This window comes from Micromonospora orduensis (assembly GCF_006228125.1).
Taxonomy (GTDB): Bacteria; Actinomycetota; Actinomycetes; order Mycobacteriales; family Micromonosporaceae; genus Micromonospora; species Micromonospora orduensis.
In genome coordinates this window covers 1-12,016 of record NZ_VDFY01000211.1, presented here as the reverse complement: position 1 = coordinate 12,016, position 12,016 = coordinate 1, and the positions used below count along the sequence as shown (strand labels likewise).

The window sequence follows — 12,016 nt, the reverse complement described above, 5'->3', positions numbered from 1 at the left end:
GAGGGCGGGCTCGTCGTCCGGCAGAATCGTCGAGTGTCCGTCCACGAGATCACCGACCCCGACGACGACCGGATCGCCGACTACCGCGCGCTGACCGACGTCGAGCTGCGCACCCGCTGGGAACCACCGCACGGCCTGTTCATCGCCGAGGGGGAGCTGGTGCTGCGCCGGGCGCTGCGCGCGGGCTACCCCGCCCGGTCGTACCTGGTCGACGCCAAGCGCGTCGACCAGCTCGCCGACCTGGACACCGGCGACGCGCCGGTCTACGCCGCGACACCTGATGTGCTGCAACGGGCCACCGGTTTCCACGTACACCGGGGGGTGCTGGCGTCGTTCCACCGCCGGCCGCTGCCGACGGCGGCCGAGGTGCTCGACGCCGCGCGCCGGGTCCTGATCCTTGAGGACGTCAACAACCACACAAACCTCGGGGCGATCTTCCGGGGGGCCGCCGCGCTCGGCATCGACGGGGTGCTGCTGTCGCCGTCCTGTGCCGATCCGCTGTACCGCCGCAGCGTGCGGGTGAGCATGGGTGAGGTCTTCGCGATGCCGTACGCCAAGCTCGAACCCTGGCCGGCCGGTCTGGACCAGGTACGACAGGCGGGTTTCACCGTGCTCGCCATGACCCCGGCGCCGGACGCCGTGCCGATCCAGCGGGTGACCGCGGAGCAGCGTGAGCGGGCGGCGCTGCTGCTCGGGGCCGAGGGGCCTGGTCTCACGGCGGCGGCCCAGTCCGCCAGCGACGTGCGGGTGGTCATTCCGATGCGGCGCGGAGTGGACTCGTTGAACGTCGCCGCCGCCGCTGCCGTGGCGTTCTGGGAACTGGGTCGCGACGATCAGCTTGCATGACCATGCGTCTTGTTGAATAATCTTCCCCGTGTCCAAGGTTCTCACCTCCCTGCCCATCGGCGAACGTGTCGGCATCGCCTTCTCCGGCGGCCTCGACACCTCGGTCGCGGTCGCGTGGATGCGCGACAAGGGCGCGGTCCCCTGCGCCTACACGGCCGACATCGGCCAGTACGACGAGCCCGACATCGCCTCGGTGCCCGGTCGTGCGCTCAGCTACGGCGCCGAGGTCGCCCGACTGGTCGACTGCCGCGCCGCCCTGGTCGAGGAGGGCCTGGCGGCGTTGACCTGCGGCGCCTTCCACATCCGTTCGGGCGGGCGGGCGTACTTCAACACCACTCCGCTGGGCCGGGCCGTCACCGGGACCCTGCTGGTCCGGGCGATGATCTCCGACGACGTCCAGATCTGGGGCGACGGGTCGACCTTCAAGGGCAACGACATCGAGCGGTTCTACCGGTACGGCCTGCTGGCCAACCCGCAGCTGCGCATCTACAAGCCGTGGCTCGACACCGCCTTCGTCACCGAGCTCGGTGGGCGCAAGGAGATGTCCGAGTGGCTGCTCGACCGCGACCTGCCGTACCGGGACAGCACCGAGAAGGCGTACTCCACCGACGCCAACATCTGGGGCGCCACGCACGAGGCGAAGACCCTGGAGCACCTCGACACCGGCATCGAGACGGTCAACCCGATCATGGGCGTCCGTTTCTGGGACCTGTCGGTGGAGATCCCCACCGAGGACGTCACGATCGGCTTCGACCAGGGCCGCCCGGTGACGATCAACGGCAAGGAGTTCGGCAGCCCCGTCGACCTGGTGCTGGAGGCCAACGCCATCGGCGGCCGGCACGGCCTGGGCATGTCCGACCAGATCGAGAACCGGATCATCGAGGCCAAGAGCCGGGGGATCTACGAGGCGCCCGGCATGGCGCTGCTGCACGCCGCGTACGAACGGCTCGTCAACGCCATCCACAACGAGGACACCCTGGCGAACTACCACAACGAGGGTCGCCGCCTCGGTCGCCTCATGTACGAGGGCCGCTGGCTGGACCCGCAGGCGCTGATGCTGCGTGAGTCGTTGCAGCGGTGGGTCGGCACGGCGGTCACCGGCGAGGTGACGTTGCGGCTGCGCCGGGGCGAGGACTACTCGATCCTGGACACCACCGGCCCGTCGTTCAGCTACCACCCGGACAAGCTGTCGATGGAGCGTACCGAGGACTCGGCGTTCGGTCCGTCGGACCGGATCGGCCAGCTCACCATGCGCAACCTGGACATCGCCGACTCGCGGGCGAAGCTGGAGCAGTACGCCTCGCTCGGCATGGTCGGCGGCGCGGCCCCGCAGCGGATGATCGGTGCCGCGCAGGCCGCCTCGACGGGGCTGATCGGCGCGATGCCCGAGGGCGGGGCGGAAGCGATCGCCTCGCGTGGCGTCGCCTCCGCCGACGACGAGGCGCTCGACCGGGCCGCCATGGAGTTCGGCGTGGACTGAGCACCCCGCCAGGTCGAGATCGCGCGTCACGGACGGTAGCGTTGCGGCCGTGTTCCCTACCGTCCGTGAGGTCCTCGCCCTGGACCCGGTCCGCCACGGCGCCCCGCGCGTCGTCGCCGGAGACGCGGGGCTGGACCGACCCGTCCGCTGGGTGCACGTCGCCGAGGTGCCGGACATCGCCACCCTGCTCGGCGGCGGAGAGCTGGTCCTCACCACCGGCATCGGGCTGCCGGGCGACGACGCGGGACTGCGCGCGTTCATCGGCGACCTCGCCGACGTCGGAGTCTCCGGGCTCGTCGTCGAACTGGGCCGCCGCTACGTCAGCGGAGTCCCCCGAGTGATGGCCGCCTCCGCCGAGCGGCGCGGCCTGCCCCTGGTGGAGCTGCGCCGGGCCACCCCGTTCGTCCGGATCACCGAGGCGGTGCACGCGCTGATCGTCGACGCGCAGCTCACCGAACTGCGCGCCACCGAGGAGATCCACCAGCGGTTCAACGACCTCTCCGTCGAGGGCGCCGACGCCGCCGAGGTCATCCGGCAGGCCGCCGAGCTGTCCGGCTGCCCTGTGGTGCTGGAGAACCTGTCCCGGCAGGTCCTCGGGTACGACCACGCGGGCGAGAGCGCCGAGCTGCTGCTGGACGGCTGGGAGCAGCACTCGCGGCGGATCCGGCCGGCCGGGCGCACCGCGTACGACCCGGACAGCGGCTGGCTGGTGACCGCCGTCGGCGCCCGGGGCCAGGACTGGGGTCGGCTGCTGCTGCGCTGGCCGGCCAACGGCGACGTGCCCAGCGGCCAGGCCGGCGAGCCGGCCGCCGGCCCGCCCACCCGGCTCAGCATCCTGATCGAGCGGGCCGCGTCCACCCTCGCGCTGGGCCGGCTGATCCGCCGCGACGCCGAGGGCCTCGAACGACAGATCCACCGCACCCTGCTCACCGCGCTGCTCGACCACTCCCGGCCGGTGGACGAGGTGGCGCTTCGGGCCAAGGCGCTCGGCGTGGTGCTCGACCGGCGGCACCTCGTCGGCGTGATGGTCCGCCATCGCGCGGACGACCCCGCCGGGGAGGCCGGCCCCGAGGCCGGTCAGGCCCGACTGCGCGACCTGTCCGAGGCGGTCGGCCAGGCCCTGCGGGAGGCGAAGCTGACCGCGCTCACCAGCGCCGTCGACGACAACTCGGTGGGCGCCCTGCTGGCCCTGCCGGACCCGGCCGCCGAGGACCGCGCGCTGTCCGCGTTCGCCAGCGCACTTCGTCGGGTACGCCTCGACGCCGGCACCGGCCGCGCGCCCGCCGCCGGCGACGCGTTCCGGTCGGCGGCCGGCGCCGATGTGCCGCGCTCGGCGCTCGGTGCCGAGCCCGCTCGGGCGGTCGCCGGTGTCGACCCGTCCAGAAGTGGTGGCCCGGGCGGGGTGATCGTGGCCGCCGGATCCGGCGTGAGCAGTCTGCGGGAGGCCCGCCGGTCGCTGGTCGAGGCGCGGCAGATCGCCGAGGCCGCCCGCCGGGACCGGCGTGACCTGCCGATCTTCCGGCTGCCCCACGTCGGCCTGGCCGGGCTGCTGCACCTGCTGCGCGACGAGCCCCGGTTGCAGACCTTCGTCGAGCGCGAACTCGGGGCGCTGCTGGAGTACGACGCCCGGCACCCCCGGGAGCAGCTGCTCGGCACCCTGCGCGCCTACCTGGAGCAGGGCCGCAACAAGTCCGCCGGCGCGGCTGCGGCCCACCTGTCCCGCCCGGCCTTCTACGAACGCCTGGCCCGCATCGCCCGAATCCTCGACGCAGACCTGGATTCGGTAGAAACCAGCCTCTCCCTACACGTAGCCCTCCTGGCCCTGGAAGCAGTCCGCACCCCCTGACCACCGTCCCGGCCTCCGCGGGCGGGTTGGTTCGGGGTTCAGGCGGTTAGGGCGGTTAGGGCTTTGGCGTAGGTGGGGGGGATGTGGTTCGGGCCTCCGGGGGTGAAGACGTCCGAATCGGCCACCGCGGACCAGGCCGTTGCCGGTACGGCGTCGACCAGGGCCCGGATCACCGGGGCGTCGCGCCACTGGTCCTGTTCGGCCAGCAGGCCGAGGGCCACCACCGACTCCTCGACCTCGCCGACGCACTCGAACGGCTTGTGCCCGTCCACGCCGAGCAGCTCCCGGTAGCCGGGGATCTGCTCCGGGTCGGCCAGCAGGTCACCGCCGAAGATGCCCACCACCCGCTCCCGCGCCATGAACGGCGCCATGGCGAGGAAGACGAACCGGCACTTCGGGCAGTCCCGGCACCAGCGCTCCGACGCGTCCCGCAGCTTGAACGCCCGGTTGCAGCTGGTCACCACGTCGTCGTACCGGGTGAACTCCGCGAAGAGTCGGGCGATGTGCAGCTCGGACAGCGAGCGCAGCAGCGAGAAGTACGGTTCGGTCAGGCCGGCGTGCTCGGCCAGCGACGCCCGCAGCAGCCCCTCGGCCTCGACACCCTTGGACCACTGGTGGTTGATCTCGTGGCCGTCCCAGACGAGGTTCGGGTCGGACGCCGAGCGCTCGTTGGACATCACCACCGGGCCCAGTCCGTGCAGGACGGCGGTGGCCACCGCGATCAGGGAGTTGATGGCGGTGACCGGGATGTGCCCGTTCAGCGCGCCCGACGCGTTCAGGTCGAACAGCACCGGGTCGATCCGCCGCCGGGCCGCGAGCGGGGTCAGCCCGGACGCCTCGTTGACCGAGACGATCACGTGGTTCGGGTTGACCGAGAACGGCACCGGGTCCAGGTCGGCGCGGCGCAGCGCCTCCAGGCTGACGATCGAGTCCTTGCCGCCGCCGACCGCCGAGAGGGGGCGGCGGTCCGAATCGTCGTACACCCGTGGTGGCCCCGGCGAGCCGGCCGGCACCTCCGGGCGCAGCTGGAGCACGTGCGGCAGCTGGTTGCGGTACGCGTACTCGGCGAGGCCCTTGGTGTAGACGGCCGTCACGTAGTCGACGGTGGCCGAGCCCAGCGGCGCCGGCAGCACCAGCCGGGGCGGCGCGGCGGCCTTGTAGTAGCTGACCCCGGCGACCAGGTGCAGCACCTCAAGCACCCGGTTGAGGGTGGCCACCGTCTCGTCCGACGGCGGCTGCGCCGGCAGCGGAAGGGTGATCACCTCGGTGAACCGCTGCTCGCCGGCCGGGCCGGTCAGCGCGTAGTCGAACAACACCTCGCCGGTGGCGAAGTCGATCGAGTAGGACGGGAAGGTGAAGGCGTCCATCCGCCGGAGCTGCTCGTTGGGCACACGCCATACTAGGCCCTGGTTCGTCCGGCCGTGTCCGGACCGGGCCCGCCCAACCGCCGCCGTGATCCCCGAGGAGAGTCCCGTGCGCCTGTCTGACCTGCGCGGACGTACCGTCGCCGTCTGGGGGACCGGCCGGGAGGGCCGGGCCGCTGTGACCGCGATCGCCGCGCACGGCCCCGCCGACCTGGTCGCCGTCGACGACAGCGCCAACTTCCTGTCGCTGCCCTGGGACGGCCCGCTGGCCGAGGCGGCGCCGCTGGTCACCGGCGAGGCGGGTTTCGAACGGCTCGCCGCCGCCGACGTGGTGGTCCGCTCGCCTGGTGTGCCGCAGACCCACCCGTGGCTGGTCGAGCTGCGCCGGCGCGGCGTGCCGGTCACCCAGGGCACGGCGCTCTGGATGGCCGACCACGCCGCGCGCACCGTCGGGGTCACCGGCAGCAAGGGCAAGAGCACCACCTCCAGCCTGATCAGCCACCTGCTCACCGCGACGGGCCGGCCGAACGTCTTCGGCGGCAACATCGGCGTGCCCACCCTCGACCTGCCCGAGTCCGAGCTGTACGTGCTGGAGCTGTCCAGCTACCAGTGCAGCGACCTCACCGACTCGCCCCGGGTGGCGGTGGTCACCGCGTTGTTCCCCGAGCACCTGGACGCGCACGGCGGGGAACGCGAGTACTACCGGGACAAGCTCAACCTGCTCGCCCACGACCCGCAGACGGTCGTGGTGAACGGCGCGGACCCACGGCTCGCCGCCGAGCTGGGGGAGCTGCCGGCGGTGCGGGCCGGCCGCCCCGACACCACCCACGTCGCCACCGGCGGCGACGGCACGCCCTGGTTCCATTTCGGCGACCAGCCGCTGTTCCCGCGCGCCGTGCTGCCGCTGGTGGGCCGGCACAACGAGGGCAACCTGTGCGTCGCCCTCGCCGTGCTCGACGCGCTCGGCATCGACGTGGTGGCCGCCAAGGACCACCTCGCCGTCGCCGTCGCCGAGTTCCAGGGGTTGGCCCACCGGCTCACCGAGATCACCGACCCGTCCGGGTTGACGTTCGTCGACGACACCCTGGCCACCAGCCCGTACGCGGCCATGCACGCCATCGACGCGTACGACGGGCGGCCGTTGACGGTGATCGTCGGGGGCAACGACCGGGGCCTGGACTACACGCCGCTGGCCGAGCACCTGGCGGAGAGGGAGATCACGGTCATCGGCATCCCGGACAGCGGCCCCCGGATCATCGAGGCGCTGGCCGGGCTGCCGATGGTGCGTACCGAGCTCGCCGAGGATCTGGTGGCCGCGGTTGGGCTGGCGCGCAAGCTGACCCCGGCGGGCGGCGTCGTGCTGCTCTCCCCGGCGGCCCCGAGCTACGGGCGGTTCCGCAACTTCGAGCACCGCTCCGAGGTGTTCGCGCAGGCGGTCGCCGAGACTGCCCGCTGACTCAGCCCCGGTCGACCGTTCTGGGGTCCGGTGACTGCATCCCGGGCAGCAGCACGGTGTCGGCCTCGTCTTCGTCGTCGGGCGACGCGGGTGCCGCGGGTTTCGTCGCGGCGCCGGTGGGGCGGTGGTCCTTGTCCGGGGTCCAGGCGAAGGCGAGTGCCCCGCCGGTCAGGGCCAGCAGCATCCCGACCACGAAGCCGCCCAGGTTCGAGGTCAACCAGGAGACCAGCCCGAGCACCAGCGAGACCACGGCGTAGAAGACCCGCTGCTGCGGGGTGGTGATCAGCAGCACCCCGCAGATCACGAGGATGGTGGGTACCAGGTACGCGGCGAGCCCCTGCGGTCCGATGTGCAGCAGCACCCCGAGCGGCGCGCGCAGGGTCGCCAGCATCTCCACGCCCCCGAGGGCGATCAGCACGGCGGCGGTGAATGGGCGGGCACGCCGCCAGCGGCGCCACCGCCCGCGTGGTCCGCGGACGGCCGGCGCTGCCTGGTGTCGTTCGGCGCTCACGTCAGCACCCGTCGGAGGTGAACGCCATGCGCAGGTTGGGCAGGTTGAAGACGGCCGCCGTGGTGGCGTAGTTGTTCTGCCGCAGGTTTTCGATGACGACCGAGTCGGCCTGCTGCGAGAAGACGCCGGGGTTGCCCGTCACGCCGGGCACCTGGTCCAGGGTGCTGGCGTCCTGCCCGACGTCGATGTTGCGGAAGGCGGCGTCGCCGGCGACCTCGTCACCGTCGACCACCAGGGTCCGGGCGGTGACCGGTCGGTCGCCACCGCCGGCGGTGATCTTCAGGAAGATGCCGCCGAGGTTGATGCTCTGGCAGAGGTTGGTCAGCTCCGCCTTGTCGATCGCCGAGACCATCACCAGGACCTGTCCGCCGGTGTCGCCCTGGTTGGGGCTGTCCGGGATCATCTGGTCGAGGGTGGCGAACTGTTCGAACCCGGTGCCGGTGAGCCTGTCGGCCGTGACGGTGAACGGCATGCCCGAGATGGCGAACTGCGCGCCCAGCACGCCCTGGGCGGTGAGCATGATCATGCCGGCGGCGCCCGCCACGACGATGCCGAACGTGGCGGCGAACCGGCGCCAGCGCACGCCACTGCGCGGCGGGCCGGGTGCGATTGGTGTGGTTTCCTCCGACATGGCGCTCCCTTGAGATCAATTCATCGGCGACAATGGGAATTGCATCCCTAACCTGCGCTTTGTGGGTGCAGAGCCGAAGTTACCGCCGAGTAAAGGGCAGGTCAACGGCGCGTGGCGGTCATTTGGGCGGTATTTGTTAAATGCGGCCAAAGTGAAAAACCGCTGCGGTTTCCGACCGTGTGATCAGGAGTGGTGGGTCGGTGCGCATGGCGCCGTCTTGCTCGGGCCGTCGTCCGGCCGTATCGGACGGGTCGCCTGAATCGCACCCTCGGTGCCCAGGAACGGCGCCATGGCCGCGTAGGTGAGCACCGGCAGCAGCTGCGGCAACTCCGAGGCCCGACCCCGAGCCACACGGCCGCGGACGGTGGCGTAGATACCACCGACCACTGTGGACACCAGATCGTCGCGGTCCGCGTCCGCGAGCGTCGGCCCCGGGCCGGCGTCGGCGAAGAACCGGCGGAAGCTGTTGAGCAGCGCGTCGCGCTCGCGGCGGGCGTCGGGGCCGGCCGCGTCCACCTCGACGAGCGCCATCCGGGCGAACGCGGGCACGCTCGCCAGCACCTCCAGCAGGGTGCGCAGCGCGGCGCGTGCCGCGTCCGGCCAGGCCGGGCCGGCCTCGCGGTAGGCGCTCTCCATCAGCTGTGACACCACGGCGATCCCGTGCCGGTACGCGGCGAGAAAGGCGTCCTCCTTGCCGGTGAACAGGGCGTAGAAGGCCGGTCGGGTCACGCCGGCGGCGTGGCAGATGTCGCTGACCCGGGCGTTGTCGTAGCCCTTCGTCGCCACCTCGTGCACGAGCCCGTCGAAGAGGCGGTCACGCTGGGTGGCGGCCACGGCCTCTGCGGAGACCCGTCGCGGGCCGCGCTTGATCGCGCGGTCCGGGTCGCGGCCCGGGCGTGCGCCCGGTAGGGGCGCCGGCGCCGGCTGCGGGTGGCTCTGCGTGGTCAACTCATTGACCTCCTTTGATGCGTTGACTTTGCGACCCTCCGGGGTTTATAACTTTCCTCACGCTCAGTTCGCTCCCCGTTACCTTTGGTGATCTCACCGGATGGTCACCCTGACTCGTCGAAGGAGGGCTCGATGGCTGTCATTATCGCCGAACACGAAGGCTCTCCCAATGCCGGAAAGGCGCAGGTGACGCGGCTACGCCGCAGTGCACCACGCCGACCCGCCCGCTGATCCGCGGCACCTCCGTCACCCGCGCCCGACCGATGGTCGCCCGGCGCCTCCACCACCACCGCCGTCCACGTCGGACGGCCACAATCGCCGCCCGGCGTGCCCGCCTGTGCGGTCCGCTCGTTCCCGTCCCACCACCGGAAGGAAGCACCATGCTCAGGTACCGAAAAATCGGCGGGGGCCTCGTCGCCCTCGCGCTGCTGACCGGTCTCGTAGCCGCCACGCCAGCCTCCGCCGACCCGTCGGCCGCGCTCGCCAGCAACGTCCTGACCTACCCCACGGCCGGCGGCACCGCCGTCGCCGCCAACGACGTCATCCAGGCCAGCCTCAAGACCGGCACCAACGCCACCTTCTACAACTCCACCTCGGGCACCACCGGCATCAAGTGCGCCGCGTCCAGCTTCAGCGCCAAGGTGCTCACCAACCCGACCGCCCCGGGCACCGCCACCGAGAGCCTCACCGCCCAGAGCTTCGGCACCTGCACCACAAATGTGTTCGGCACCACCGGGGTGCAGAGCATCGCCCTCAACAACCTGCCGTACGCCACCTCCGTCACCAGCGCCGGCGTGGTCACGATCTCCGGCACCACGGCGGCGCCGGTCCAGAGCACAGTCGTGCTGAACTCGCTGCTCGGCGCGATCACCTGCGTCTACCGGACCAGCACCAACAGCCTCACCGGCACGGCGGCCAACGCCACCAACTCGATCACCTTCACCAACCAGCCGTTCACCAAGTTCTCCGGCCCGTCCCTCTGCTTCGGCACCGCGTACTTCTCGGCGACGTACTCGCCGGTGCGCGACAGCACCAAGGGCAACGCCGCCGTCTACGTGAACTGACCACGTCCCACCGGGGCCGGTGCGCGGCGATCCGCCGTGCGCCGGCCCTCGACCCTGCGCGGGTCAGCCGGCGACCAGCGCCGCGTGCAGGGCGCGCATCGACCGGACGGCCGAGCGGATCTCCTGAAGGTAGCGGCCGGGACTGAGCGTCGGCTCCGGCAGCCGGGCCAGGTCGGGCAGGGCGGGGTCCACCCCGACGGTGTCGATCCCGCAGCCGTACGGCAGGGCCAGGGTGCGCAGCGCGTCGCAGTGCTGGAACGGCACGTAGATCGGCGCGGTCACCAACAGCACCGCGTCGTCGGGGGCGAGCTGGACGTGCCCGGCCCAGAACCGCTGCGTGTCCGCGGTGTGCGCGCGCCGCCGATGCGGCTCGCTCGACGGCGCCGCCAGCACCCGCACCGGCGGCAGACCGGCCGGCAGATAGGTGCGCGACGACCAGGAGTGGTGCGGGTGACCCGCGTCGACCCCGTCCTGCAGGGCCGGGGCGCTCACCCCCAACGCCAACCGGACCGCGGCGTCCAGGGCGTCCACCTCCGTCGCGCAGTCGAGCACCCCTGCCTCGGCCAACGTCCGGTGTTCCAGCTCGGAGAGTGGCCGGAAGCTGCCCAGCACCGCCACCTCGCCGGTCACCCGCAGCCCGCCGCGCAGCAGGTGCACGGCGTGCGCGACGCGGCGCAGGCAGGCGTGCGCCAGACCGCCCAGCACCACCAGGTGGGCGTACGCGGGCCGGGCCGGCGGCACGGGCCGGACGAGCCCGAGCGCGGCGGCGGTGACGCGTACCAGCTCGGCGGTGTCCGGGTCGAGGTCCGGCTCCCGGGCGTCGGGCCTCTCGCGGCCGCCCCGGAAGTCCCAGTGGGCGCCGGAGAAGTCGTCGAGGAACCGGAGCGTGTCGGCAAGGTCGCAGGCCGGCCATGTGCCGCCGAAGCGGGCGACCAGCCGGCGCAGCGGGGCGGCGCCGACCCAGCCGGCGATCCCGTCGACCATCGCCGGCGCGCCCGGGGTTCCGGCGGGCAGCGGCACGTCCGGCCCGACGGGCACCGGCTCGGTGCGCACCGGCCCGGACGCTGGCGGGGCGGGTAGTTCGGGCACCGCCGGATCGTACCGATCGGAGCGCACGGCCCGGGCTGGCGTGGGCCGGGTTCCGCTGGACGCGATCGTCCTGCTCGGCGCGGTCGGTTGCGGTTGGCAGGGCGGCCTACCCTGGCGGCAGCCGACGCCCGGGAGGTACGTCGATGGCCCATCTGCTTCACCGACCCCGCGCCGACCGGGTCGGGCCGGCGGGCGGGTTCGTCCGGCTGCTGGCGCACACCGACCCGGTCGCGCTGGTGGGCATCCTGTTGTCGATCTCGCTCTCCATCACGTTGGATCTGACAAACGCGGCGACCGGGGTGGAGTCGCTGCTCGCCGGCCTGATGGGCACCACCATCTCGCTGCTGGTCGACTCGCTGGCCCGCGCGGAGCGCCGCTTCCACCTGCGGACGCTGCTGGAGGGGCCGTCCTGGCTGGTGCACGCGGTGCCCGAGGTGGTCACGGGTACCCGCGAGGCGGTCGAGCGGCATCCGGGCACGCGGGTGGCCGAGGAGGCCCGGCGCCGCTTCGAGCGGTTCCGGGCGGAGACCGAACATCTGCGCGCCGGGCGGATCATCCGGCCGGGCCACGACTACCAGGACCTGCTCGGCGCCACCCGGGACTGCGTCCGGCGGCTGGACGCGGTGACCAACGTGATGCCGCGGGCCAGTGGTGAGCTGAGCTGGTGGCGCGGCGACATCGGCCGGCACTACTGGGCGGCCAACGTCGAGGCGCTGGCCCGGGGCGTACGGATCACCCGGGTCTTCCTGCACGCCGGGCTGACCGACGAGCTGACCGAGCT

Annotated in this window: 11 protein-coding genes; 6 read left to right on the top strand and 5 right to left on the bottom strand. The window is 72.5% G+C overall.

Annotated elements, in window-relative coordinates:
- From FHG89_RS24410 to FHG89_RS24400, 3 genes are all read left to right on the top strand, one after another.
- Nucleotides 1-846 (top strand): TrmH family RNA methyltransferase (locus FHG89_RS24410; protein ID WP_244295782.1); only part of this gene is annotated, 846 nt, incomplete at its 5' end.
- 28 nt (nt 847-874) lie between these two features.
- Nucleotides 875-2,326 carry an argininosuccinate synthase gene (gene argG / locus FHG89_RS24405; protein WP_139586748.1) on the top strand — a complete coding sequence of 484 codons (1,452 nt, stop codon included), beginning with the start codon at nt 875-877 and terminating at the stop codon, nt 2,324-2,326.
- 49 nt (nt 2,327-2,375) lie between these two features.
- Nucleotides 2,376-4,172, top strand: a complete 1,797-nt coding sequence (locus FHG89_RS24400; RefSeq protein WP_139586747.1) for a PucR family transcriptional regulator — start codon at nt 2,376-2,378, stop codon at nt 4,170-4,172.
- Between the two features lie 38 nt (nt 4,173-4,210).
- On the opposite strand, the gene FHG89_RS24395 is transcribed toward FHG89_RS24400, so the two are convergent.
- A complete protein-coding gene (locus FHG89_RS24395; protein ID WP_139586746.1) occupies nt 4,211-5,563 on the bottom strand; it encodes a MurL-like N-terminal domain-containing in 1,353 nt (450 codons plus the stop codon).
- Nucleotides 5,564-5,645: 82 nt separating this feature from the next.
- Here FHG89_RS24395 and murD point away from each other — a divergent pair, with 82 nt between their 5' ends.
- Nucleotides 5,646-6,992, top strand: a complete 1,347-nt coding sequence (murD, locus tag FHG89_RS24390) for a UDP-N-acetylmuramoyl-L-alanine--D-glutamate ligase (protein ID WP_139586745.1) — start codon at nt 5,646-5,648, stop codon at nt 6,990-6,992.
- 1 nt (nt 6,993) lies between these two features.
- Here murD and FHG89_RS24385 read toward each other — a convergent pair whose 3' ends face one another.
- The 3 genes from FHG89_RS24385 to FHG89_RS24375 all read right to left on the bottom strand — a co-directional run bounded on the left by FHG89_RS24385 (nt 6,994) and on the right by FHG89_RS24375 (nt 9,082).
- Nucleotides 6,994-7,503: a DUF6114 domain-containing protein gene (locus FHG89_RS24385; RefSeq protein ID WP_244295780.1), complete on the bottom strand. Its 510-nt coding sequence runs from the start codon at nt 7,501-7,503 to the stop codon at nt 6,994-6,996.
- Between the two features lies 1 nt (nt 7,504).
- A complete protein-coding gene (locus tag FHG89_RS24380) occupies nt 7,505-8,134 on the bottom strand; it encodes a DUF6230 family protein (protein WP_139586744.1) in 630 nt (209 codons plus the stop codon).
- Between the two features lie 183 nt (nt 8,135-8,317).
- Nucleotides 8,318-9,082: a TetR/AcrR family transcriptional regulator gene (locus FHG89_RS24375; protein ID WP_139586743.1), complete on the bottom strand. Its 765-nt coding sequence runs from the start codon at nt 9,080-9,082 to the stop codon at nt 8,318-8,320.
- A 380-nt stretch (nt 9,083-9,462) separates the two neighbouring features.
- Here FHG89_RS24375 and FHG89_RS24370 point away from each other — a divergent pair, with 380 nt between their 5' ends.
- Complete coding sequence (locus FHG89_RS24370) at nt 9,463-10,146, top strand: Tat pathway signal sequence domain protein (protein WP_139586742.1); 684 nt, start codon at nt 9,463-9,465, stop codon at nt 10,144-10,146.
- Between the two features lie 63 nt (nt 10,147-10,209).
- On the opposite strand, the gene FHG89_RS24365 is transcribed toward FHG89_RS24370, so the two are convergent.
- Nucleotides 10,210-11,235 (bottom strand): hypothetical protein, encoded by a 1,026-nt coding sequence (locus FHG89_RS24365; RefSeq protein WP_244295777.1) that lies wholly within the window; start codon nt 11,233-11,235, stop codon nt 10,210-10,212.
- Between the two features lie 143 nt (nt 11,236-11,378).
- Between FHG89_RS24365 and FHG89_RS24360 the strand changes: the two genes are divergently transcribed.
- Nucleotides 11,379-12,016 (top strand): hypothetical protein (locus tag FHG89_RS24360; RefSeq protein WP_208761086.1); only part of this gene is annotated, 638 nt, incomplete at its 3' end.